The sequence below is a fragment of the Pseudooceanicola spongiae genome, assembly GCF_014899185.1.
GTDB lineage: Bacteria > Pseudomonadota > Alphaproteobacteria > Rhodobacterales > Rhodobacteraceae > Pseudooceanicola > Pseudooceanicola spongiae.
In genome coordinates, this window is record NZ_CP045201.1 from 27,487 (window position 1) to 50,845 (window position 23,359).

The 23,359-nt window shown below is 61.3% G+C and carries 20 protein-coding genes; 16 read left to right on the plus strand and 4 right to left on the minus strand.

Annotated elements, in window-relative coordinates; translation table 11 throughout:
• Window positions 1-635: 635 nt before the first annotated feature.
• Together F3W81_RS00150 and F3W81_RS00155 are read left to right on the plus strand one after the other, a co-directional pair.
• Window positions 636-2,216: an adenine nucleotide alpha hydrolase family protein gene (locus tag F3W81_RS00150; protein WP_193081518.1), complete on the plus strand. Its 1,581-nt coding sequence runs from the start codon at window positions 636-638 to the stop codon at window positions 2,214-2,216.
• A gap of 2 nt (window positions 2,217-2,218) precedes the next feature.
• Complete coding sequence (locus tag F3W81_RS00155) at window positions 2,219-2,965, plus strand: alpha/beta fold hydrolase (protein WP_193081520.1); 747 nt, start codon at window positions 2,219-2,221, stop codon at window positions 2,963-2,965.
• A 187-nt stretch (window positions 2,966-3,152) separates the two neighbouring features.
• On the opposite strand, the gene F3W81_RS00160 is transcribed toward F3W81_RS00155, so the two are convergent.
• The gene (locus F3W81_RS00160) at window positions 3,153-3,860 is read right to left on the minus strand and encodes an HNH endonuclease family protein (protein ID WP_193081522.1); all 708 of its coding nucleotides are present in this window, start codon (window positions 3,858-3,860) and stop codon (window positions 3,153-3,155) included.
• Window positions 3,861-4,286: 426 nt separating this feature from the next.
• Between F3W81_RS00160 and trpS the strand changes: the two genes are divergently transcribed.
• The 6 genes from trpS (at window position 4,287) to F3W81_RS00190 (ending at window position 11,225) form a co-directional block, all read left to right on the plus strand.
• Window positions 4,287-5,288 (plus strand): tryptophan--tRNA ligase, encoded by a 1,002-nt coding sequence (gene trpS / locus F3W81_RS00165; RefSeq protein ID WP_193081524.1) that lies wholly within the window; start codon window positions 4,287-4,289, stop codon window positions 5,286-5,288.
• Window positions 5,289-5,536: 248 nt separating this feature from the next.
• Window positions 5,537-6,406, plus strand: coding sequence for a MaoC/PaaZ C-terminal domain-containing protein (locus F3W81_RS00170; protein WP_193081526.1), 870 nt, complete (start codon window positions 5,537-5,539; stop codon window positions 6,404-6,406).
• 11 nt (window positions 6,407-6,417) lie between these two features.
• Window positions 6,418-6,831: a Zn-ribbon domain-containing OB-fold protein gene (locus F3W81_RS00175; protein ID WP_226941773.1), complete on the plus strand. Its 414-nt coding sequence runs from the start codon at window positions 6,418-6,420 to the stop codon at window positions 6,829-6,831.
• A complete protein-coding gene (locus tag F3W81_RS00180) occupies window positions 6,828-7,973 on the plus strand; it encodes a thiolase C-terminal domain-containing protein (RefSeq protein WP_193081530.1) in 1,146 nt (381 codons plus the stop codon). Before F3W81_RS00175 ends, F3W81_RS00180 begins: the two co-directional genes overlap by 4 nt.
• Entirely contained in the window at window positions 7,970-8,758 is a 789-nt protein-coding gene (locus F3W81_RS00185) for an SDR family oxidoreductase (protein ID WP_226941774.1), read from the plus strand. The genes F3W81_RS00180 and F3W81_RS00185 overlap by 4 nt, the downstream gene beginning before the upstream one ends.
• On the plus strand, window positions 8,751-11,225 hold the full coding sequence (locus tag F3W81_RS00190; RefSeq protein WP_193081534.1) for a CaiB/BaiF CoA-transferase family protein: 2,475 nt from the start codon (window positions 8,751-8,753) through the stop codon (window positions 11,223-11,225). Before F3W81_RS00185 ends, F3W81_RS00190 begins: the two co-directional genes overlap by 8 nt.
• An 85-nt stretch (window positions 11,226-11,310) precedes the next feature.
• On the opposite strand, the gene F3W81_RS00195 is transcribed toward F3W81_RS00190, so the two are convergent.
• From F3W81_RS00195 to F3W81_RS00205, 3 genes are read right to left on the minus strand one after another with little or no spacing between them, the layout of a single operon-like run.
• Window positions 11,311-12,108 (minus strand): enoyl-CoA hydratase/isomerase family protein, encoded by a 798-nt coding sequence (locus F3W81_RS00195; protein WP_193081536.1) that lies wholly within the window; start codon window positions 12,106-12,108, stop codon window positions 11,311-11,313.
• Window positions 12,105-13,685 (minus strand): long-chain-fatty-acid--CoA ligase, encoded by a 1,581-nt coding sequence (locus F3W81_RS00200; RefSeq protein WP_193081538.1) that lies wholly within the window; start codon window positions 13,683-13,685, stop codon window positions 12,105-12,107. Before F3W81_RS00200 ends, F3W81_RS00195 begins: the two co-directional genes overlap by 4 nt.
• Window positions 13,682-14,833, minus strand: a complete 1,152-nt coding sequence (locus F3W81_RS00205; RefSeq protein WP_193081540.1) for an acyl-CoA dehydrogenase family protein — start codon at window positions 14,831-14,833, stop codon at window positions 13,682-13,684. The genes F3W81_RS00200 and F3W81_RS00205 overlap by 4 nt, the downstream gene beginning before the upstream one ends.
• 132 nt (window positions 14,834-14,965) lie before the next feature.
• Here F3W81_RS00205 and F3W81_RS00210 point away from each other — a divergent pair, with 132 nt between their 5' ends.
• From F3W81_RS00210 to F3W81_RS00245, 8 genes are all read left to right on the plus strand, one after another.
• Window positions 14,966-15,868 carry an SDR family NAD(P)-dependent oxidoreductase gene (locus F3W81_RS00210; protein ID WP_193081541.1) on the plus strand — a complete coding sequence of 301 codons (903 nt, stop codon included), beginning with the start codon at window positions 14,966-14,968 and terminating at the stop codon, window positions 15,866-15,868.
• 103 nt (window positions 15,869-15,971) lie between these two features.
• Entirely contained in the window at window positions 15,972-16,421 is a 450-nt protein-coding gene (locus tag F3W81_RS00215; protein WP_193081543.1) for a MarR family winged helix-turn-helix transcriptional regulator, read from the plus strand.
• A 59-nt stretch (window positions 16,422-16,480) separates the two neighbouring features.
• A complete protein-coding gene (locus F3W81_RS00220; protein ID WP_226941775.1) occupies window positions 16,481-17,680 on the plus strand; it encodes a CaiB/BaiF CoA transferase family protein in 1,200 nt (399 codons plus the stop codon).
• Window positions 17,677-18,678 carry an NAD(P)H-dependent flavin oxidoreductase gene (locus F3W81_RS00225; RefSeq protein ID WP_193081545.1) on the plus strand — a complete coding sequence of 334 codons (1,002 nt, stop codon included), beginning with the start codon at window positions 17,677-17,679 and terminating at the stop codon, window positions 18,676-18,678. Before F3W81_RS00220 ends, F3W81_RS00225 begins: the two co-directional genes overlap by 4 nt.
• 142 nt (window positions 18,679-18,820) lie before the next feature.
• Window positions 18,821-19,876 carry a C4-dicarboxylate TRAP transporter substrate-binding protein gene (locus F3W81_RS00230; protein WP_193081547.1) on the plus strand — a complete coding sequence of 352 codons (1,056 nt, stop codon included), beginning with the start codon at window positions 18,821-18,823 and terminating at the stop codon, window positions 19,874-19,876.
• A 75-nt stretch (window positions 19,877-19,951) separates the two neighbouring features.
• Window positions 19,952-20,443 (plus strand): TRAP transporter small permease subunit, encoded by a 492-nt coding sequence (locus tag F3W81_RS00235; RefSeq protein ID WP_193081548.1) that lies wholly within the window; start codon window positions 19,952-19,954, stop codon window positions 20,441-20,443.
• Window positions 20,444-20,458: 15 nt separating this feature from the next.
• Window positions 20,459-21,799, plus strand: a complete 1,341-nt coding sequence (locus F3W81_RS00240) for a TRAP transporter large permease (RefSeq protein ID WP_193081549.1) — start codon at window positions 20,459-20,461, stop codon at window positions 21,797-21,799.
• 23 nt (window positions 21,800-21,822) lie between these two features.
• A complete protein-coding gene (locus F3W81_RS00245) occupies window positions 21,823-23,349 on the plus strand; it encodes a class I adenylate-forming enzyme family protein (protein WP_193081550.1) in 1,527 nt (508 codons plus the stop codon).
• Window positions 23,350-23,359 lie beyond the last annotated feature (10 nt).

A 23,359-nucleotide genomic window follows, 5' to 3' on the forward strand; every position in this document is an offset into this window, starting at 1 on the left:
GCGTAATTTCGAGCAAAGGGCGAGTTTCAGTGTGTCTTGCGCTTAAAACCCGCCGCTCGCATCCCTTCGCTGTGGGCCGTGTGAGGCATTTCGCCGCTGCTCCGTCGATTTGAGTGTAGGCGGTGCAGGCCGCCTGCGACAGGCTTGGTGCAAACGGATCGAGACCAGGATCCAAGGCTCAAGATTTGGTGCAGTGTCGCCATCCAGTCCGATCAATGGTGGGAAATCTTCTAAGCCCATCTCCTTTGCAGCGATGCCCCCCCCGATTTGGCTGGCTAGCCCGACTTTTCAGGAAAAAAGGCGATCGAATTTTGCGCTGCGTGCTGAAAACTTCGGTCTGAAGATTGCTCGTCCGTTTCTGCAATCTTGCGCGAGGCAACGCGTGATCTTGGTGTCAAATCGACGTGTCGGGACGTCAGCAGTTGGGATTTATCGACAATTTTAACCTGCAATATAACATTTGACGTGTTTTCTATTCGGACACGGTGTCGAATGTGCTGTTTGGCTCTGTGTTGGTGAATAGGATTCACCAACGGCAGATGCACTTGCAGGATAGTGCGCACTGGTTTGTTTTATAGTGCTTTTTGACAGTGGTACGGATGATGCCTGCCGAGAGGATACGGGTAGAAGACAAAATGACCAATGCTGCGCTCAAGGCGTGTCGGGACCGCAATCTGGACTTCAATAAACTGTTCAGGTGGCAGTATCTGATTGGCAAATCTATCGAAGAGGAGCTTCCGATGGCCCGCCACAGGGTCGGTGATTGGGACGTGGCTGTCGGCGCTCAGCTGCCCGTTACACTCCTCAAAGATCGCGCAGGTGTCGTTCTTGGCCTCGTTCTTGGCATCGCGGTTTCACCTTCCGGATTTGTGGGTGGCATGGAGGAGGACTGGCAGTTTCAGGTCGCTGAGCTCGACAGTGAGGCTGCGGATTTTTTTGACATCTTCGAAATTTGGCTAAAGCCCTTGGCCGGTCGCTATACGATACTTCTAAATGTGCAGGGACAGTCCCGGCTCTATTGCGACCCGGTTGGCATGAATGGCGTGGTCTATGATCGTCAATCTCGGCGCATTGCTTCAAGCACGCTCTTGTGTCTGAACCGGCCCATGGAGCCGAACGGCCTTTTTGACCATGACATGGTGGCTGGCGGCAAAGGTAAATTCAGCCTCTTTCACACACAGGATGCGCAGGTGCGGCGCTGCAATCCAAATTGCTATATCGATCTGGCAACATTTGAAGAGCATCGTTTCTGGCCGAAAGAAGAGACTTTCACCTCCCGTGATAGCGACCTCATGGCAGTCTATTCAGAGCTTGCAGCCAATACCAAGCATGTCGTAGGCGCTGTGAATGCCCGCTACACAACTGCATTGCCATTGTCGGGCGGGCAGGACAGTCGATTGCTGGCGGCCATGGCGGGCGATGAGATACACGCATTCGACCAGTTCTTCACACATATTCATAATTATGCCAGCCGCATTGATACGGCAATCGCGGGTGAGATTGCGCGGTCTCTGCAGCTAAAGCACTCTGTGTTCGACAAGCGCAGCGTCAAGGTGGACGCGGCTCAGGTCGAGCATAGTCAGATGGAATTTGAGGTGGCGGCGGGTGTGGTTGCGCCGCAGAACCGCGAGATTGCAGCAGGTCTTGATCAGGGCCTTACGGACGGTGGTGTCGTCATGCGTGGCCATCAGACGGATCTGCTGCGTGCGGTTTTCATCGACAAGCTTGGCAAACAGGGACGTGAAGATTTTCGATGGCAGATCAAGCGGCTTCTGATCGTGCCGCCACGTGATTTCAACGGGACTGTCTATCGGAAATATCTGCCCCTTTATCAGGATTGGTACGAGAGCCTTCCAGACACCGCGCGTCACAAATCCGTCGATTTCATGTTTCTGGAGATCTATTACAGCTCGACCTTGGGGCTGACATTCCCTGCATTGCATCGCAGTTTTTTCATGTCACCCTTCAACAGTCGACGGAATATCGAACTGAGCCTGTCGATAGATGATTCCTACAGGCGTGCAGGGCATGCGGTGAATGACATTCTGCTTTTGAACAATCCAGCGCTTCATGCACTGCCGTTCGATTACGAGTTCGGTGGCAAAAACAAGCTAGATGCAATTCTGGATACGGCCCGGATGGAGTTGCTCACACAAGACCGGCGAACGGCCACGTACAAGAGGGTATCGGCACTGTGTTCGGCGCGGCGGGTCTAGCCATGTCGGCTGATCGGATTGCGATCGAGACTCTGGCGGAAGACGCCATTTTGCGGATCAATGCGCTGCGTCGTGAGGGGCCGCATCTTGTGGTCTGCTTCGCCAGTGTCGGCAAAGGCTGGCATCTGATGCCGCCCGATGAATTCGTGGGTACCATCGCAAAAATGCCGCAAACCTCGGCGCTATTCGTGAGCGACATGACGCGATCCTGGATGAACAACGCCCATTTGCGAGAGACGGTTGCGCGTGTCGTCGGCAGTGTGATCGCGGCGGAGGGGATTACCCGTGTGACGACACTGGGATTGAGCATGGGAGGCTTCTCGGCATTGGTGGCGTCCCGGTTGTTTCCGGTGGACACGGCGATCGCTCTTTCGCCTCAGTTTTCTATCTTGCGCGATCTGATACCGGGCGAACGGCGTTGGCGTCATTGGACCGGCAAGGTCATTGCGCCCGACTACCCCTCAGTTCTGCCGCTGTCTGATCAGGGGCGCCTTGTCGTGGTGCACGGGCTTGGCGATGACATAGCGCATATGCGCGCATTTCCGGTGCAGGACAATCTCGATCATTTCGTCTTTCCGGATGCCAAGCATTCCGAAATCGGCATGATGCTCAAGCGCTCTGGGCAGCTGGGGCCATTCCTGACCGCAGCGGCAGAGCACAACAAACAAGGCATGGTGCGCGCGCTGCGGAGTCTGGGGGGGATCTGGCGCGGGCGCTACGAGGCGCGATTTTCAGAGGAGCCGAGGTGAGTGGCGGCCTGCTAACCCCTGGTCTTGCGCCTGGAGAAGGACCGCCTTTGCCGGGGGGGGGCGCTCCCGTCGGATCAGCACTGCCGCGACATATGCGACGCTGACTTTGCTCGATGATCCACTCCCGCTTGGAGCTTCAGGCCGGGAATAACCGCAGCGCCCCATTGAAGACCAAAATTAGAGTGGGTCAGCCCGTCCCGCCAGAGCAATTCGCCTCTCGTAAACGGGTGATCCGTGCGCCCTCAAACTCCCCGTAGCTGAGGCCGTAGAGCTTCATGATGCGGTCGAACCTAAGCATGTACTGACATTGGAATCCGCTATCTGAGGGCAACCATTCCGCCGGTCCCTGCGCGCCTTTGCTGCGGTTTTCAGACGCCTTGACCGCGAACAGGTTGCGACGATCATTGGCAAAGGCGATGCGCTTGTCGCGCGTCCAGGTGGCGGCACCGCGTTCATGAGCATAGGCTAGTGGCACGACATGGTCGATGTCCAGATCCGATGCGTCCAGAAAGATCTGGCCTGTGTAAGGATCCAGCCACCTGCCACGCAGCACCGTGCAGCCGGCCTTGTTCCAGGTGACGGGGGTGGTGGAAAGCTCGGCAAGCAATTCCTGTCGGGTGTTCTGACAGTCCGAGTCTGCGTCGCTCCAGCCCCCATAAAGGGAACGGTCATAGTCGGGGGTCGTCTTCGCTGCGGCTTTCGGGGCGTAGCCGGAATAGGCCCGACCGCTCTTCAGGCAGGTGGCCATGTCGGGCATGGGGTCAAATGTGCGCGTCCGCTCGTACCATGGGGACGCGACATCGTGGCAGATGCCGGAGCCCGTAAGTTTGACGGTCTGCGCGCTGGCGACGAGCGGCAGCAGCGTAACAAGGAAGGCGAAGAAAAATCTGAGCATGATCCACCGATTGCGGCCCTCCTGAGCGGCGGGCGGATCTGTGGAATTGTCACATAACGCTCTGGTGTGAAATGGCTTTCGGGGATTCGGCGCAATCTTGCTTAACGCGCAATAGAGCAGGCGTCGCGCCTGAGACCTGGGGCGCTCGGGCTATGGTTCCGCTCCGGAGAGGCACCCTGCGGAGATGCTGTTTCAGAGCGCATACTTAGCGGCCTCAGAGGTGGCGTCTGGAATGAATTGACGGGTGTGTCTCTGCCCGATAGATCCATTCGGATGGAAAACATGATGCTCGCAGCGCAACTTTGGTGGCTGGTCACCTCATAAGGCGGCCGGATATTTCCACTTATTTCGAGGCCGCCGCTTGGGCGGCCTTTCTTGTTTTCCTCGCTCCCCATGCGGCGTCTCTCATCTCACGAGGACAAGCATATGAACAAACCCGTCATTCTCACCGGAGATCGCACCACCGGTCCGCTTCACATCGGCCACTACGCAGGGTCGTTGCAAAACCGTCTGCGCTGTCAGGACGATCATGACCAGTTCCTGCTATTGGCGGATACGCAGGCGCTGACCGACAACGCCCATGATCCGGCCAAGGTCCGCCGCAGCGTCCTTGAGGTGGCTCTGGACTACCTCGCGGTCGGTATCGACCCGGCGCGCACAACGATCTGCCTGCAATCGCATCTGCCGGCGTTGGCCGAGCTGTCGATGCTCTATCTGAATTTCGTCACCGTCTCGCGCCTGGAGCGTAATCCGACCATCAAGGACGAGATCCGGGCGCGCGGTTTCGGGCGGGATATCCCGGCGGGCTTCCTGTGTTATCCGGCGGCGCAGGCGGCGGATATCACGGCCTTCAAGGCGACGGTGGTGCCGGTTGGCGAGGATCAGGCGCCCCTGATCGAACAGACCAATGAAATCGTGCGGCGCATCAACGCGACTGCGGGTGTCGATATCCTGCCCGAAGCCCGCGCTGTCATTCCCAAATCTGGTCGTCTGCCCGGGGTCGACGGCAAGGCCAAGATGTCCAAGTCGGGGGGCAATGCGATTGCTCTATCGGCGTCGTCCGACGCCATCCGCGCCGCCGTCAGGGCGATGTTTACAGATCCGAAGCATCTGCGCGTGCAGGACCCGGGGCAGGTCGAAGGAAATGTTGTGTTTACCTATCTCGATGCCTTTGATCCAGACGAGGCGGGCCTGGCCGAGCTCAAGGCGCAGTACCAGCGGGGCGGGGTCGGGGATGGACAGATCAAGGCCCGTCTGGAGGAGATCTTGCAAGGCCTCATCGCACCCATCCGAGCGCGGCGCGCCGCCCTGTCGAAGGATCCTGCCTATATCGTCGACGTGATCCGCAATGGCACCGAGATTGCACGGGCGCGGACCGAGTCAACCAAGCGCGAGGTCGTAGAGGCTCTGGGGCTTTTCCGGCTATGAAGGCATGATTGCTCGGCCAGATCTGGCTCCGGCTAGGCTTGGCCGGGGCTTCGCCCTGAAGCTAGGGCACGCAAAAATGCAGGGCGCTTTGCCGCTGAGTTTGAGAATGAAACGCTCCTCCGGAAGGCAAGTCGCATGCCGTGGATGTGCCGCCTGCTGCGCATCCATGTCGGAGAAACAATTTAATTAGCTTGCAGACAATAATCTAGATACATAAAGTACGGTTAACTTTGGGAGGAGTTACGCTCATGATTTCCTATGAGGCATTGCTTGCGCGCGAGTTCGCGGCAGTGGAGCACAGCTATTCTGTACGCGATACCATCCTTTACGCGCTCGGGCTTGGTCTGGGGGCCGATCCGCTCGATCCGGCGCATCTGCGTGCGACATATGAGGGTGCGGAGGGGTTTTGCGCGCTGCCCGCCATGGTCAACGTACTGGCCTATCCCGGTTTTTGGGCAATGGAGCCGGATACAGGACTGAACTGGCAGAAAATCCTGCATGGCGAGCAAAGCCTCACGTTGCATGCGCCACTGCCTGCCGAGGGCACGCTGATCGGGCAGACGCGGATCACCGGTATTGTGGACAAGGGCGCCGAAAAGGGCGCGCTGATCTATTCCGAACGTGTGCTGCGCGACAAGGCAACCGGCGACAGGATCGCCACGGTTGCATCCTCGACCTTCGCGCGCGGGGATGGGGGATTTGGCGGGCCGCAAGGGCCGGTGAAGCCCGTTCACACCTTGCCCGAGACGCCTCCGGACGTGACGTTCGATCATCGCACGCAGCCGGGCTCTGCACTGGCATATCGCCTCAGCGGCGACATGAACCCGCTACACGCCGACCCCGATGTCGCGCGGAGTGTCGGCTTTGAAAAACCCATTCTGCATGGCCTCTGCACGCTTGGCGTGGCGGCCTGGTCCATCACGCAGGCCATGGCTGACGGTGACGCGCAGGCGCTGACGCATCTGCAGCTGCGCTTTTCGTCGCCGGTCTACCCCGGCGAAACGATCCGCACTGAGATGTGGCGCGAGGAGGGCGACAAGGTCTCGTTCCGAGCGCGGGTCGTCGAGCGTGATGTGGTGGTGCTGAACAACGGATTGGCCCTGTTGGGCCGCGGCTGACGGAGATGAACATGAGCGATAGGACACAACCGACGATTTACCCCGAAACGCAGTTCTACTGGGAGGGGGCGAAGCAGGGCAAACTGCTGCTGAACGCCTGCACCCCCTGTGGAAACAAGCCGTTTTTCCCGCCCAGACCGTTCTGCCCGCACTGTGGCAGCCGTGAGGTGACGGTGATGCAGGCCAGCGGACGCGGGGCGCTGCATTCCTTTGTGATCAGCCACCTGCCTGCTCCGGGGTACGAGCCGCCCTTCACGGTGGCAGTCGTCATGCTGGAGGAGGGGGTAAAAATGCTGACCAATATCATGAATTGCCCCCCCGATCCCGACCATCTGGAGCTGGATATGCCCCTTGAGTTGACCTTCGAGACACGGGGCGATCTGAAGATCCCGCAGTTCCAGCCGGCGAAAGGAGGTGCCGCATGAGCAAGGCAGCAATCGCAATTGTCGGCGCCGCGGAAACCACGCGCATGGGCAAGGTTCCTGAACTGAGCCAGACGGGGCTGCATGCCGATGCCGCCCTGAACGCCATGGCCGAATGCGGACTGACCCCCGCGGATATCGACGGTATCGCCACGGCAGGCCACGATGCCGCGGAAATCGCGCAATACCTCGGCATCACGCCGACCTGGCTGGACAGCACTTCGGTGGGGGGATGCTCTTTCATCCTGCACGTGCGCCATGCCGCTGCAGCCATTGCGACGGGGCTCTGCAAGACGGTGCTGATCACCCATGGCGAAAGCGGGCGCTCGAACAACCGCGCGCACAGACCGCTTTTCCCCTCGATGCAGCAGCAGGAATTCGAATCCATCTATGGCCCGCTGTTCCCGCCAGCCCGCTTCACTTTACCCGTGATGCGCAAGATGAAGGACGACGGCCTGACGATCGAGCAGCTGGCGATGGTCGCCGTGGTGCAGCGCGAATGGGCCGCTTTCCACCCGCGTGCGACCTCCCATGATCCACTCACGCTGGATGACGTCTTGTCCTCCAAGATGATCGCCTGGCCCTTCACCAAGCTGATGTGCTGCCTCGTCTCGGATGGCGGCGGCGCACTGATCCTGACCAGCGCCGAGCGGGCAAAGGACTTCCCGACCAAGCCCGTCTACCTGCGCGGTATGGGCGGCGAAAGCTGTGAGGGGCCGATGATCTCGCAGATGGAGGATTTCACCACCTCCAAGGCGTTCCGCGTCTCTGGCAAGGCCGCGTTCGAGAGCGCGGGCATCCTCCACAGCGATGTGGATCACCTGATGCTCTACGATGCCTTTGCCCATCTGCCGGTCTACGGGCTTGAGGATCTGGGCTTTGTCGGCAAGGGCGAGGGCGGTGCCTTCATCGCTGAAGGGCGCACGCGTCCGGGGGCGGAGCTGCCACTGAACACCAACGGCGGCGGGCTCAGCTATATGCATTCGGGCATGTACGGGATGTTTGCGCTGCAGGAGGGCGTGCGGCAGATGCGCGGAACCTCACCTGCGCAGGTCAAGGACGCCAAGCTCTCGGTCGTGCACGGGGTCGGCGGCATGTTCTCAGGTGCCGCGACAGCTGTGCTGACGTCGGAGGATCAGTGGTGAGCCGCTTCGCAGGGCGCCACGTTGTCGTTTCGGGCGGCACCAGCGGTATCAATCTGGGCGTGGCTCGGATGTTTGCCCGCGAAGGGGCACAGATCTTTGTCTTTTCGCGCAGTGCCGACAACGTCGAGAGTGCCGTGGCAGAGCTGCGCGCGATTGGCGCGCAGGCTGAGGGGGTCTCGGCGGACGTGCGGAATGCGCAGGCGGTTGGCGATGCCATGGCGCAGGCCGTTTCAGCCTTTGGTCCGATTGACGTGCTGATTTCTGGCGCGGCGGGGAATTTCGTGGCCCGCGCAAGCGACATTTCCACCAACGGCTTCCGCGCGGTGATGGAGATCGACGTGCTGGGAACGCATCACGTCATGCACGCCGCCTATCCGCATCTGCGCAGGCCCGGTGCCTCGATCATCAATATCTCTGCCGCGCAGGCGCAGGTGGCAATGATCGGGCAAGCCCATGTCTGCGCCGCCAAGGCAGGCGTGGACATGCTGACCCGGACGCTGGCGCTGGAGTGGGGCCCGGAAGGCATTCGCGTGAACTCGGTCCTGCCGGGCCCCATCGGGGATACCGAAGGCATGAAGCGGCTCGCGCCTGACGCGGCTTCGATCGCGGCCAAAGTCGCCTCTGTTCCCCTGCGGCGGATGGGAGAGATCGAGGATGTGGCGCAGCTCTGCGGGTTCCTGTGTTCGGGGGCGGCGAGCTATATCACTGGTGCCGTCATTCCGGTGGATGGCGGCGCGATCCTGAACCCAATGCCGACGCGGATGGAGGCGTTCATAGATGGCTGAGGAAAGGGATGCGGCAAAAGGCGCTCTGGCAGGTCTGCGGGTTCTCGATCTGAGCGATCATCGCGGCGCGATGGCGGGACGACTGCTGGGGCTGATGGGGGCAGATGTGCTCGTCGTCGAACCGGAGGTGGGCAGCGCCGCCCGGCAGCAGTCGCCCTTTGACGGCGACGGAAACTCGTTGTTCTGGCGCGCTTATGGTACTGGCCGACGGTCGTTGATACTGGACCGCGCGACTGAGCGCGCTCGGCTGGAGGCGCTGGCGGCGGTGGCCGACGTCGTGATCGAGGCGGGCACGGCCTCAGAGGGGTTTTTGCAGACAGAGGCTCTGCACCAGCGAAACCCGGGCCTCGTTCACCTGATGATCACGCCCTATGGCCTCGACGGTCCGAAGGCCGAATATCTGTCCAGCGACCTGACACTTTGGGCCGCGGGAGGTGCCCTGAAGCCGACCGAAGCGCAGGCCGGTATCCCGACCCGTATCAGCCTGCCGCAGAGCTGGCACCATGCGGCGGCGGATGGTGTTTGTGGCGTGATGATAGCGCTGGAGGCGCGGCGTCGCACGGGGCAGGGGCAGCAGGTCGTGACCTCGGTTCAGGCCTCGGTCACGCAATCGACGCTAAGCCTCAGTCTTGCCGCGCGGATCGGTCATGCTGACTATGTTTTCAGGCCCGAAATCCGGTCAAAGAAACGCCGTGAGCTGGATCTGAGCGGTTCCGGCTCACGTACGCAGCGCTCCAAGTGGCCGGTGCGTGACGGGCTGGTAGAGATGCACCTCGCCCTTGGACCGGCTGCAGGGCGGTTCACCAACGCGCTTTTTGCCCTGATGCACCGGCGCGGTGCCTGTTCCGCTGAATTCGCGGCATGGGACTGGGTGGCTCTGCCGCCTCTCATCGAGAACGATGAAATATCCGAGGCGCAACTTGAACAGGCCCGCAGCGAGGTCGCCGCCTTCCTCGCGCCGATGACAAAGGCCGGGGCTGTGGAGATGGCGCTGGAGCATCGTCTGATGCTGGCGCCGATCATGGATACGGCGGATCTGGATGTCAGCCCGCACGCCGCGGCGCGCAACTTTTTTCACGTGATCGACGGGTTGCGCCTGCCGGGGGATCTGGCGCGCGGTTTTGCCGAAGGCTTCGTCGTGCCCTGCGCCGCGCCCGCCAAGGGCGCGGGCGGGACAGCGGCGGAGGCCGAATGGCTGGACGCCGCCCCGAGGGTTGCCGTACCTTTCGCGCCTGCAATGGCCCGTGCGAAGGGCGCTGCTGCGACTCCGCTGGAGGGGCTGACGGTGCTTGATCTGTCTTGGGTCGTCGCCGGGCCGATGATCGGGCGTTGTCTGAGCGATTTTGGGGCGCGGGTGATCCGGGTGGAAAGTCGCAAGAAACTGGAAACCGCGCGTGTCACCGGACCCTATCCGGGCGGCGAGAAAAATCCCGAAAAATCGGGCCTTTTTGAAAACTGCAACGCGGGCAAGCTGGGCGTGACGCTGGACCTGAGTTCCGAGGCGGGCCGCGCCGTGTTGCGCGACCTTGCTGCGCAGGCGGATGTGCTCGTCGAGAGCTTTGCGCCCGGACAGATGGCCCGCTGGGGCCTGTCGCATGATGTCCTGGCCGAGGTAAATCCCGGGCTGGTGATGTTGTCGACCTCGCTGATGGGGCAGAGCGGACCGTGGCACCGACTGGCGGGCTTTGGCAATATCGGGGCGGCCATGTCGGGTCTGCAAATGCTCGCAGGACAGGAAGGCGTGCCTCCCGTCGGACCCTACGGTCCATATACCGATTTCGTCGCGCCGCGTCTGGCGCTGCCCGTCCTGTTGGCCGCGCTGGAGAGACGTCGGCAAACCGGGCAGGGTGCCTGGCTCGACGTCTCTCAGGCCGAAGCCGGTATGCAGTTCATCGCCGAGGCCTTTGCGCAGTACAGCGCGACCGGGCAGCTCCCCGTGGCGCGGGCAAACCGTGACCCGCTGATCTGTCCCAACAACGTCTATCCGTGTCGCGTGGCCCATGGTGAGACCGCGTGGATCGCGATCTCTGTGTCCGATGATGCCGTTTGGGGGGCGTTGGCGGCTGCGGTGGGGCTTGAGGAGTCGACATGGCCGGACAGAGCCGCGCGGCAGGCCGCCGAGGTGGATATCGATGCCTCGATCTCGGCTTGGACGCGTGATCAGGATCCGGGGGATCTTGAGGTGCTGCTTCAGGGGCTGCGGGTTCCGGCTGCTGTCGTCGCAGATACGACGGATCTGGCGCGCGACCCGCAATTGGCGGCCTGGGGCCATTTCGTGGAGCTGCCGCGGGGCGACCAGACCGTCGCGGTGGTGGAGGCCTGCCGCTTCAAGCTGAGCGAGACACCTGGAAAACCGCGGATGGCACCGCCGCATTTAGGACGCGATACCGACGCGATACTGACGCAGGTGCTGCACTACGCCCCCCAGAGGATCAGGGACCTGCGCGAGGCCGGCGTGCTGGACTGATCGACGAAGTCGGGCTGTTTGTTTGCCCGAAAATAGAAACGAAAAAGGCCCGGGCGCAGTCAAGCGCCCGGGCCTTTTTGCGGCCTCAGCGAAAATCGAATTTAGGAGGTTGTTTGTCGCTAAACCGTTGAATCGCCTCGCGATGATAGTGCGAGGACAGGCATATGGATTGCGCCTGCGCTTCCATGGCCAGCAGCGCCTCGTCGTCCAGTTCCAGCGCTTTTGACGCGATTTGCTTGGTCAGACGGAAAGCGGTCGGTGATGTGTCGCACATCATGCGCGCCATCTCCATCGCCCGGGGGAGGAGAGCCTCCGGCGCCATGACCTCCATCACCAGCCCGAGGCGCAGGGCTTCCTCTGCCAAGACAGTACGCCCGGTGTAGAACAGCTCTTTCGCGCGCTGCAATCCAACGATGCGCGGAAGCGTGTAGAACAGGTTGCCATCGGGGACCGCCCCGACCTTGCAGAAAGATGCGCCGAAACTGGCCCGGTCCGAGGCGAGCAGAATGTCCCCCGCGCAGGCAAGGCCGAAGCCAGCCCCAAAGGCCGGGCCATCGATGGCGCAGATCAGCGGCACCGGCAGATCGCGCAGGCGACGGATCCAGCCGTGCAGCTGGGCCATCCGACCGATCACATCCTCGGCGCCGGAGGTTTCGCCCGCACGGTGCCGTGCGAGCATGGCCTTCAGGTCGCCCCCGGCGGAAAAGACACCGCCGCTGCCTGTCAGCACCACGGCGCGCAGATCCGTTTTCTGGTGCAGGTCTTCCATGGCGCGGATGAAGTCAGCGCGCATCTGTTCTGACAAAGCGTTGCGCGATGCCGGCTCGGACATTTCCAGCAGGGCAATCGACGCGTCATAGGTGACTTTAAGACCCCCGGTCATGCCTCGCATCCTTTCAGTATTTCGGTTTTCAGTTTGGTCTTGTCGATCTTGTTGGTGGGCGACAGTGGCAGGGGGCCATCCCATATCGTGATGCCGCGCGGTGCCTTGTAGTGGGCGATCCACTCGCGGCAGTGGGTGATCAGCTCCTCCGGGGTGGCGGATTTTCCCGAATGGAAGGCGACGACGGCGTGAACAGCCTCCCCCCATTTTTCATGAGGCATGCCAAGGACCGCGGCCTGCGCCACAGCGGGGTGCTTGCACAGGCAATTCTCCGTCTCGATCGGATAGACATTTTCGCCGCCCGAGATGATCATCTCCTTCGTCCGCCCGGAAAGGAAAAGGTATCCGTCCTCGTCAAGGTAGCCCGCGTCGCCCGTGTGATAGAAGCCGCCGCGCAGCGCCTGACGTGTGTCTTCGGGGCGGTTCCAATAGCCGTTCATCACCTGCGGGCCGCGCACCATGATCTCGCCCGGCTGACCGGGGGGGAGGGGGCGTTCGCTCTCGTCCATGATGCGCAGGTCGCAATACAGGATCGGTTTGCCCACCGAAGACAGCTTGCTGATCATCGGGTTGCCGGGCACGTGGTCAGCCGGGATCAGCACCGACAGCACTGGCGAGGTCTCCGTCATGCCGTATCCCTGGCAGAAGGTGACGCCGGGGATGGCGGCAATGGCGCGCTCCATCAAGGGCAGGGGCATAGGTGCCGCACCATAAGTCAGTACTCGTATTGAGGAAAAATCGAACTTGTCGAAGTCCGGGTGGTTCATGATCATCGACAGCATTGTCGGCACCAGCGTCATGGTCGTGATCCGCTGAGCCTCGATCATCCGCATGGTCTCTTCGACCTCGAAGCGGGATTGCACCACCATTGTCGTGCCGTAGGCGACGGCCGTATAGACGCGGCTGCCGGTGCCGAGATGGAACAGAGGCCCGGAGAGGAGCAGGATGTCATCCGTCCGGTAGCCGTAAAGATGGCCGGACCCGGTGGCATTCATTGTCAGGTTCGTATGCGACAGCATGACGCCCTTCGGCACGCCGGTTGTGCCTGAGGTGTAGAAGATGATCATGGTCTCGTCGCCGCCGGTGGCGATGTCGTCAAAGGCTTCGTCCGCGACCGGGTCAGACTCGGCAATCAGCTGTTCGTAGAACTGCGTCCCTTCGGGCATCTCGACCGTTGGGGTGTCCCAGTCGGCATAGATAAGATGCCTGATCGAGGGGCAGCGCGCCTGCAGGATGGCCGCTCGCGCGGCGTGATGGCGGTCGACGACCAGCACGTTGGGGGTGCAATCGGCGATGACGTCGACCATTTCCTGTTCCGACAGACGGTAATTGAGGGGAACGGACAGCGCGCCGATGGCGCAGGGCACATAGTACATCTCCACCAGCCAATGCGAGTTGTTCCCCAGCGTCGCGACCCGATCGCCCGGAATGACGCCGAGGTCGATCATGGCCTTGCCCATCTTGTGGATCCGGGTCGAAAACTCGGCCCAGGTAAAGCTGCGGCCCTCGAAATGCGTGGCCCTCTTCTCGGGGGTATGGAAAGCATGTTTGCGGATATAGTCGGGAAAGCGCATCATCCCCGGTCTCCGGTAAGCTGGCGGCCGATGATCTCGCGCATGATTTCGCCCGTGCCGCCTGCGATGCGGCCTACTCTCGCATCTGCCCAGGCCCGTGCGATGGGGTATTCCCACATATAGCCGTAGCCGCCGAACATCTGCAGCATGTCGTCCAGACACCGGCACAGGGTTTCCGAGGTCAGCATCTTGCCAATGGCGGCGTCCACGGAATCGAGTTCGCCCTGCATGTGCATCTCGAGACAGCGGTCGGTGAAGACCCGCAAAAGAACGGCCTGCGCCTTGATTTCAGCCAGCTTGAAGCGCGTGTTCTGGAAGTCGGCGATGGTGCGGCCAAACGCCTTGCGCTGCGTTACGTGTTCAACGGTCCACTCCAGCGCAGCCTCAAGTGCAGAGGTGGCACGGACGCATTGCAGCAGCCGTTCCTGGGGCAACTGTTGCATCAGGTGCACGAACCCGCGACCCTCGGTGCCGAGCAGGCTGGAGGCGGGGACCCGCATGTCGTCAAAGAACAGTTCGGCAGTGTCCTGAGCCTTCCAGCCCAGCTTGTCCAGCAGCGGTCCCTTGCGGAAACCGGGGGTGTCTGTCGGCACGAGGATCAGACTTGTGCCCTTTGCACCCAAGGTGGGGTCGGTCTTGCAGGCCAGCACCAGAATATCGCAATTTCCGCCGTTGGTGATAAAGACCTTCTGGCCGTTGATGATATAATCGTCGCCGTCGCGCACGGCTGTCGTCTTGATGCCCTGAACGTCGGATCCTGCGGCGGGTTCGGTCATTGCGATCGCGCCGATCGCCTCACCGCTGGCCATCTTCGGCAACCATTCAGACTTTTGAGCCTCGGTGCCGTAATGCAGGATATAGGGCGCGACGATGTCGGAATGCAGCGAAAACCCGGGGCCCATGGCACCGACGCGGGCCAGCTCCTCCATCACCACCATCGAGAACAGGAAGTCGGCGCCGGCCCCGCCGTATTCTTCTGGCATGGCAGCGCAGAGCAGACCGTTCTCGCCGGCCTTGCGCCAAGCCTCCCGGCTGACGCGGCCGTCCTTTTCCCACTCAGCATGGTTGGGCTCGATCTCGGCTTTGACAAAGCGCCGGATCTGGTCGCGAAACATCTCGTGGTCTTCTTTGAATACAGTGCGCCTGAACATCGGCGATCTCCTCCCTATACGCGCACGACGCGGAACACCGGCGTGCATGTCTCCTGAGCTCATTTATAATTAGCTTGCAAATAGTAATCAAGATAATTAACTTTGAAGGGGACACAGAGGAGGAGGAGCGCAATGCTCACTGGGAAAACAGCAATCGTCACCGGGGCGGGGCGGGGAATCGGGCGTGACATCGCGCTGATGATGGCGTCTCGCGGGGCGAATGTGGTTGTGAACGACCTGGGCGGTACAGGTGCCGGGGAGGGCGCCGATCAGACGCCCGCTCAGCAGGTTGTAGATGAGATCGAGGCTGCCGGTGGCAAGGCCGTTGCCAATTTCGGTAACGTGGCCAAGCCCGAAGATGCCAAGGCCATGTATGAACAGGCGATGGACACGTTCGACGGCATCGACATCGTGGTCAACAATGCCGGTATCCTGCGCGACATGATCTTTCACAAGATGACGGAGGAGGCCTGGGATTCGGTGATTGCGGTCCACCTGAAGGGCTGCTTCAACATGGCGCAAGCGGTGGCGGCGCAATTCAAGGTTCAGGCCTCGGGCAACTTCATCAATTTCACCTCGACCTCCGGGCTGATCGGCAATTTTGGGCAGGCGAACTATTCCGCGGCCAAGATGGGCATCGTGGGGCTGTCGAAATCCCTGGCGCTTGACATGGCGCGGTTCAATGTCCGCTCCAACTGCATCGCGCCCTTCGCCTGGTCACGCCTGATTGGCACCATTCCCGCCAACACCGAGGCCGAGAAGGCACGTGTCGAGCGTATCAAGGATATGACGCCTGCGAAGATCGCGCCGCTCTGCGTGGCTCTGGCGGACCCGACGTGCGAAACGACCGGGCAGATCTTCTGTATCCGCAACAACGAGATCTTCCTGATGAGCCAGCCGCGTCCGATCCGCTCGGTTCATCGCTCTGAGGGGTGGACGCCCGAGACTGTGCGTGATCATGCTCTGCCTGCGATGAGTGCCGATTTCTACCCGCTTGAGCGCTCGGGTGATGTGTTCAGCTGGGACCCGGTCTGACGTGGCACATCGCGTCGCCTCTCGTCGCACGCTTGCCCCAGCAGATGCTGCTGGGGTAAAGTCGGCTCTACCCCGTTCCGGGGAGGTGTTCGAGGATATGGAAATGACCAAGAAATCTTCGCTGAGCGAAGATAACAATCCGATCTATCAGGACATTGCGCGTTTCAGGGCCATCCTCTTTGATGCGATGCTCAAACCGCATGACATGACCATGTCTCAGGGCTGGATGCTGGTGCACCTGGTCCGCGAAAACGGGTTGCGTCAGTCTGATCTGGCGGATCGCATGGATATCGCGACGGTCACCACTTCGAAACTGATCGATCGGCTTGAGGCCCGCGGCTATGTCGAGCGGCGCCCCCATCCCGACGACCGGCGATCCAACCGGATCTATGCGAGCGAGGCGGCAAAAGAGGTCGTCAAAGTGATGACCAAGATCATCTACGAGGTCGATGGAATCGCGAACAAGGGCATTTCGGATGAGGATCTGGAAACGACCCTGCGCGTGCTCTTCGTGATGAAGGGCAACCTCAAGGACGCGCTGGCACAGCGATAAGACCGTCCCGGGCCTGCGCGCCCGGGTGCCGCGCACCGCAATCCGAAAGGACCACCACTGTGACGGAGTTCCCATCCGCCGCGCCCCCTCTCGAGGGGATCCGCATTGTTGAATTCACCGGTCTGGGCCCTGGCCCTTTCGCTGGCATGATGCTGGCCGATATGGGCGCCGAGATCATTCGTATCGACCGGCCCGGCAGCGGGATCAGCCCGTCGGTCGGGGCGACCGATCCGACGCTGGACTATCTTGCGCGGGGGCGCCGTTCCGTCGCGCTGAACCTGAAGGCACCGGGTGCGGTTGATGTCGCGCTGCGGCTGATTAAGGATGCTGACGGGCTGATCGAGGGCTTTCGCCCCGGCGTGATGGAGCGCCTTGGTCTGGGGCCGGATGTGGCTTTGTCCTGCAATCCACGTCTCGTTTACGGCCGCATGACAGGCTGGGGACAGACGGGTCCGGTTTCCGCCGCAGCGGGCCACGATCTGAATTATATCGCCCTCTCTGGCGCGCTCTGGGCGAGTGGTTCGGCGGATGGACCACCTGCGTTTCCGCTGAACCTGCTTGGGGATTTCGGCGGGGGTGGGATGTTTCTGGCTTACGGGATGCTCGCCGGTTTTCTGAAGGCGGCGCGGACCGGGCAGGGCGATGTGATCGATGCCGCGATCTGCGACGGCATGAGTACGCTGATGGCCATGATCCATTCTCAGCGGGCCATGGGCAAATGGCGCGATACGCGGCAGTCAAACTCTCTGGACGGCGGCGTGCCCTGGTATGGTGTCTATGAATGTGCGGATGGCGGCTGGATCACCATTGGCGCGCTGGAGCCGCAATTCTGGGCCCGGCTGCTGGACTTGCTGAGATTGGATCCTGCGCAGATGGGGGACCGCTCTGATCGCAGCACCTGGGCTGCCATGCGTGCGACTCTGTCCGCCCTGTTTCTGAGCCAGAGCCGGGATCACTGGTGCGCACTTCTGGAAGGAACAGACGCCTGTTTCGCGCCGGTGCTCAGCCCGGCCGAGGCTGCATCTCATCCCCATAATCTCGCCAGAGGCGTTTTCGCACAAGGGCCCGGCGACCAGCCAATGCCGGCTCCTAGGTTTGCACACTCGCAAACGCCACTGCCCGCAAAGCCGCCCTTGCCGGGTGCTGACAGCCGCTCGGTGCTGGTGGACGCAGGTTTCGCCGCGGAAGAGATCGCGGCGCTTGTCCAGTCCGGCGCGGTTGCCTGCGCCACGGATCATTCAGAGGAGGACCCATCGTGACATTGCCTGCGATCCTGCAGACCCTTCGCCTGCCGCTTATCGGCAGTCCACTATTCATCATATCAACGCCTGAACTGGTCATCGCGCAATGCAAGGCGGGCATCGTAGGGTCTTTTCCCGCGCTGAACGCCCGTGAAAAGGATGGACAGAGCCTTGATGCCTGGCTGACGCATATCCGCGAAGAACTCGACCGTCACAATCAGGCCAATCCCGACAGGCCCGCAGCCCCTTATGCGGTGAACCAGATCGTCCACCGCTCGAACACGCGGTTGCAGCAGGACCTGGATATCTGCGCGCGCCACGAGGTGCCTTTGTGGATCACCTCACTGGGGGCGCGTGTCGAGGTCAACGAGGCCGCACACTCCTGCGGCGGGCTGGTGCTGCATGATGTGATCAACAACCGCTTTGCCCACAAGGCGATCGAGAAGGGCGCGGATGGTCTGATCGCGGTGTCGGCTGGTGCCGGTGGACATGCCGGGACGCAATCGCCCCTCGCTCTCGTGCAGGAGATTCGCGACTGGTTCGATGGGCCGCTGTTCCTGTCTGGTGCCATTGCGCGGGGCGACAGCTTGCTTGCGGCGCTCGCGATGGGGGCGGACGGCGGCTATGCCGGGTCGGCCTTTATCGCAACCGAGGAGGCCAATGCGGTGCCAGCCTACAAGCAGATGATCGCGGATCACGCGGCCGAGGATATCGTCTATTCGAACTATTTCACCGGGGTCTGGGGCAACTACCTCAAGCCGTCGGTTGCGGCTGCGGGGATGGACCCCGATGCGCTGGAGCAATCTGACCCGTCGCGCATGAACTTTGGGGAAACGCGCGAAAAGCCCAAGAGCTGGAAGGATATCTGGGGCGCGGGCCAGGGGATCGGTGCGGTGCGGGATATCGTGTCCGTGGAGGGCCTGATCGCGCGCATGGAGCAGGAGTTCATCGCCGCGCAGAGCCGTCTGGCGCGGCAGCTGAAACCTCGCCAGATCCCTGTCCCGGCGGCTGGCTGATTGAGCGCCCATGCGCGGCCAAAGGTTGGAGGAACCGGGGCGCGCGTGGGTCAAATAGATTGCTTGATAATAATTATCATGCTATCTAATGTTGGTGGAGCACGCTGGCTGGAGACCGGAGTGCCCACCTAGGGAGGAAATCATGAAATACTTTCTGAAATCGGCCGCGACGGTCGGTCTTCTAAGCGTATCGACCCTGTCCGCGCAGGCAAACACGATCCTGATCGCCAACGAACCGGGGCCCAATCGTGGGGCGCGCGCAGAGGCCATCGAACATCTGGCACAGCAGATCAGCGAACGCACGAATGGCGAGGTCACGGTTGAACAGAACTGGGGCGGGGCGCTGTTCAAGTCTGAGGCCGCGCTTGCTTCGCTCTCTGCCGGTGTGGCGGACATGGGCGTGATCATCGGCTCATATGCCGAGTCGGAATTCCCCGAGTTGCAGATTGGCGGCCTGTTACTGAAGCCTGCCAACACCTGGGTGATGATGAAGGCCATGTACGAACTGTTCACGACGAACGAGTACGTGAAACAGCGCATGGACGATATGAACATCGTCTATATGCAGCCCTACTCTCTCTCGCCCCAGATCCTGGCCTGTCGTGGTGAGGGCATACGCTCCGTCGCTGACATCAAGGGTACGAAGATTGCTCATACTGGCGCGTCTGGCGATGTCTTCTCGGTACTTGGCGGCAATATGGTCAAGATGCCGATCTATGACGTCTTTCAGGGCATGGAGACCGGTCTGATCGACTGCTCTGTGACCTACGCTTATTTCGCCGTCGCCAGCAATCTGAACGAAAAGGTCGACACGATGGTCGACCTGCGGTTCAGCACCGTGACCAGCCTTGCAACCTTCATGAACAAGTTCACCTTCGAGAGCCTCTCGGAGCAGGAACAGGAAGCAATTCTGAGCATCGGCCCCGACCTGATCGATTATTACGGTGAGAGTTTAGAGGCCGCCGATACGAAAGCTCTGGAGACGCTGCAGACCGGCGAATATGCCGTGGAATTCGTCGACATGCCGGACGCTGACTACGCGGTGCTGCAAGAGGCCGCCGCGCCGACAATCGAGAAGTGGAAGCGGGATGTGGCCACTTACGGAGGCGACGGCGACGCCCTTCTGGCTGAGCTTTACGCGCTGATGGACAAGTGGACCCAGGTCATGGAAACCGAAGGTTTGCCCTGGACCCGCTGATCCCGCGCTGAAGAGCCCGGGCGACCTGCGCGGGCTCTGAACCCCAAATGCCGTTCTATCATCAGGAAGACCGTCATGAAACGTATCGAGTACCTTCTCGATTCGATGGCCGCGATTGCCATCCTCATACTTTGCCTGCTGATCAGCGCCAATATCATTGCGCGCGAGATCTTTTTGGTGGGCATTCCCGACATCATCGTCTTCGTGCAGGAACTGCTGGTACCTGCCATCCTGTTCCCGCTGAGCGCTGCCACTGCCGCGCGTGCGCACATCGCCATCGAATTTATCGCGGCGCAGTTTCCAGATGTCATGAACCGATGGATCGCCGTTCTGGCGGCCCTGCTGGGCTTGCTTGTCGCGACCGTACTTCTGTGCGCCGGCTGGTTCGAATTCTGGAAAACCTTTTCCTCCGGCACGCATTTCGGAGGCGAGTTCAGGCTGCCGAAATGGCCAGGCCGGGCGCTGTTCGTGCTGGCGATGCTCTTTTTTGAAATTCGCCTGCTCCATATTCTTTGGGTCGATCTGAGAGCCGCCGTCACCGGCCGACCCGCCCCAGAAAAGCTGTGAGCGGAAAGGACTGAAATGGACTTAGCAATTGTCGGCTATGTCGCCTGCGCACTTGTCATCTTGCTGCTGGCGATCCGTGTGCCTATCGCCTTTGCCATCGGCAGTGTGGCGGTGGGAGCGATCTTCATCGTCTTTGCCTTCCGGACGGGCACCTTTCAGCCCGACCGTGCCATGTGGACCACCCTGTCGCTGGCCTTCTCGTCCAGCTTCGATCTGGTGCACAGCTATGATCTGTCGATGATCCCGCTGTTCATCGCGCTTGGCCATATCGCCTACAAGGCCGGGATCACAACTGAGATCTATGAGGCAGCCCGTGTCTGGCTTGCACGTCTGCCGGGCGGCGTCGCAATCGCCTCGATCGCCGGGTGTGGTGGGTTTTCGGCGATCTCCGGGTCCTCGATCGCCTGCGCCTCCACCATGGGTCGGATCTGCACCCCTGAGATGTTGCGTCTGAACTATGATCCTCGCCTTGCCACCGCGTCGGTCGCCGCAGGTGGTACGCTGGGGTCGCTGATCCCGCCGTCGGTCCTGTTCATCATCTACGGCATCTTCACCGAAACTTCGATCAGCAAGCTCTTTCTGGCAGGAATTCTGCCCGGGCTGCTGTCGCTGATCGGCTATGCGCTGGTGGTTGTGTTCTGGGTCAAGCGGAGCCCTGAAATCGCCCCTGTTTCCAACATCGTTTTCACCGGCAAACAAAAGCTGCGTGCGGCGATCGGGACTTGGCCGGCTGTTCTTCTGTTTATCATGGTGGTCGGCGGTATCTATGGTGGCATTTTCACGGCAACCGAGGCCGCGGCGCTGTCACTACTGTTTGCGACGCTGCTCGGCATCGCCCGTGGCAAGATCCGGCTCCGCGAAGTGGTGCCTTTGCTGCGTGATACCATGGTGACCACGGGGGCAATCTTCTTCATCGCGGCCTGCGCCAAGATCTTTGTGGCCCTGATCGCGCTGACCGGCTTGTCGGGATCGCTTGTTGGCTTGCTGGATGCCTCGGACATCGGCCCGTTGACCTTCCTGCTGATGGTGTCGCTGATCTACATCCTGCTGGGCATGTTCCTGGATCCGATCGGGATCATGGTGCTGACCCTGCCGCTAATGATCCCGATGGTGGAAAGCTACGACATGAACCTGATCTGGTTCGGTGTCGTGATCGTCAAGTTGCTGGAAATCGGCCTAATCACCCCGCCCGTCGGCCTGAACGTCTTTGTGCTGGCCGGGGTGCTCGAGGAACGCAAAGTCGATATCGGCACCATCTTCGCGGGTGTCATGCGCTTTCTCGTCAGCGATCTGATCGTGCTGATCCTGTTGATCGCAATTCCCGCCATATCGCTCATCATACCACTGTCCATGTGAGACCCAGTCCAGGAAGGTTGCCCATGCGTATGTTTACTCCGCCCGAGGTCGAAGACGAAGTCTTCCTCAGCTTCGGCCACGCCATTGCCCGAAATGCCACCGCTCTGGTCCGGAAACCTGCCCTGATCCTTGGGGACCACCAGGTCAGCTGGGCTGAGTTCGGGGACCGGGTCGCACGCACTGCCGGGCGACTGGCGGCGGCGGGGCAGGGGCCCGGGACCATGGTCGCCAGCCTGTCTGAAAACTCGGCCGAGCACGTCGTGCTCTACTGTGCCGTGGTGGCGGTTGGAGCCTGCATCGTGCCCTTGCCGGTCAGCGCGACCGGCGAGGCGCTGCAACGCATGGTCGCGGATTGCGGGGCGGAACTGCTTTTCGCCTCGGCCTCGCAAAGGCCAATCGCGGATCAAATGGGAGATGTGCAGGTCATAGATCTCGACCAGCTCTCGGATTGGGTGGGAAAGAGCGCTCCCGCCGCTCCGGCCGAGGTCACGTCGGACGATTTCTTCAATGTCATCTATTCATCGGGCACCACGGGCCTGCCCAAGGGGATCGTCCACGATCACCGTTTCCGCTCTCGGCAGCTGGCACGGATCGGCCGCTTTGGTGTGACGGCAGAGGCGCGGATGATCATCTCGACCCCTCTTTATTCCAACACGACGCTGTTCGGCATGTTGCCCGCGATCATGCTGGGCGCAACACTGGTGGTGATGACAAAGTTCGATACGCTTGAGTTTCTGGAGCTCAGTCAGCGCCACAAGCTGACTCATGCGACCCTCGTGCCCGTGCAATATACGCGACTGATGGCCGAGCCGCGTTTTGACGAATACGACCTCAGTTCCTACAGTTGCAAGTTCTCGACCTCGGCGCCACTGCCACCTGCATTGATCGCGCAGGTGATAGAGCGCTGGCCCGGCAACCTCATCGAAGTCTACGGGATGACCGAGGGTGGCCTGTCCACGGCGCTCAATTGCAGGGACTTTCCCGACAAGTGGGACACGGTCGGGCGACCGGGGGATGGGGTGGATATGCGCGTCATCGACGACACCGGAGCCGAACTGCCGCCGGGGGGCTATGGTGAGGTGGTCGGCCGTTCCGGCTCCATGATGCCGGCCTACCTCAACCTGCCCGACAAATCCGCCGAGCTGCTCTGGCGCAGTCCGCAGGGTGAGGATTTCATCCGTTCCGGTGATATGGGGCGCTTTGACGCCGACGGCTTCCTGCATCTGCTGGATCGCAAGAAGGACATGATCATTTCGGGCGGCTTCAATATCTATGCCGCCGATCTGGAGGCGGTGTTGCATCGCCATCCGGATGTGGCCGATGCAGCGGTCATCGCGGTTCCGAGCGAGGCCTGGGGGGAAACGCCGCTTGCTTTTGTCGTGCTGCGCCCGGGCGCGGATTGCGAGGCTGAGGTGGTGAAGGGCTGGGCCAATGCTCAGCTGGGTAAGACGCAGCGGATCTCTGCGGTGGAAGTGTGTACAGATCTGCCGCGCAGTGAGATCGGCAAAGTCCTGAAGCGCGAGCTTCGCGCGCCCTATTGGAAAGAGTAGGGCAGAGGTG

Coding starts and splice junctions, on each gene's coding strand:
- F3W81_RS00150 (WP_193081518.1), top strand. CDS start 636: ATGACCAATGCTGCGCTCAAGGCGTGTCGGGACCGCAATCTGGACTTC.
- F3W81_RS00155 (WP_193081520.1), top strand. CDS start 2,219: ATGTCGGCTGATCGGATTGCGATCGAGACTCTGGCGGAAGACGCCATT.
- F3W81_RS00160 (WP_193081522.1), bottom strand. CDS start 3,860: ATGCTCAGATTTTTCTTCGCCTTCCTTGTTACGCTGCTGCCGCTCGTC.
- trpS (WP_193081524.1), top strand. CDS start 4,287: ATGAACAAACCCGTCATTCTCACCGGAGATCGCACCACCGGTCCGCTT.
- F3W81_RS00170 (WP_193081526.1), top strand. CDS start 5,537: ATGATTTCCTATGAGGCATTGCTTGCGCGCGAGTTCGCGGCAGTGGAG.
- F3W81_RS00175 (WP_226941773.1), top strand. CDS start 6,418: ATGAGCGATAGGACACAACCGACGATTTACCCCGAAACGCAGTTCTAC.
- F3W81_RS00180 (WP_193081530.1), top strand. CDS start 6,828: ATGAGCAAGGCAGCAATCGCAATTGTCGGCGCCGCGGAAACCACGCGC.
- F3W81_RS00190 (WP_193081534.1), top strand. CDS start 8,751: ATGGCTGAGGAAAGGGATGCGGCAAAAGGCGCTCTGGCAGGTCTGCGG.
- F3W81_RS00195 (WP_193081536.1), bottom strand. CDS start 12,108: ATGACCGGGGGTCTTAAAGTCACCTATGACGCGTCGATTGCCCTGCTG.
- F3W81_RS00200 (WP_193081538.1), bottom strand. CDS start 13,685: ATGATGCGCTTTCCCGACTATATCCGCAAACATGCTTTCCATACCCCC.
- F3W81_RS00205 (WP_193081540.1), bottom strand. CDS start 14,833: ATGTTCAGGCGCACTGTATTCAAAGAAGACCACGAGATGTTTCGCGAC.
- F3W81_RS00210 (WP_193081541.1), top strand. CDS start 14,966: ATGCTCACTGGGAAAACAGCAATCGTCACCGGGGCGGGGCGGGGAATC.
- F3W81_RS00215 (WP_193081543.1), top strand. CDS start 15,972: ATGACCAAGAAATCTTCGCTGAGCGAAGATAACAATCCGATCTATCAG.
- F3W81_RS00230 (WP_193081547.1), top strand. CDS start 18,821: ATGAAATACTTTCTGAAATCGGCCGCGACGGTCGGTCTTCTAAGCGTA.
- F3W81_RS00235 (WP_193081548.1), top strand. CDS start 19,952: ATGAAACGTATCGAGTACCTTCTCGATTCGATGGCCGCGATTGCCATC.
- F3W81_RS00240 (WP_193081549.1), top strand. CDS start 20,459: ATGGACTTAGCAATTGTCGGCTATGTCGCCTGCGCACTTGTCATCTTG.
- F3W81_RS00245 (WP_193081550.1), top strand. CDS start 21,823: ATGCGTATGTTTACTCCGCCCGAGGTCGAAGACGAAGTCTTCCTCAGC.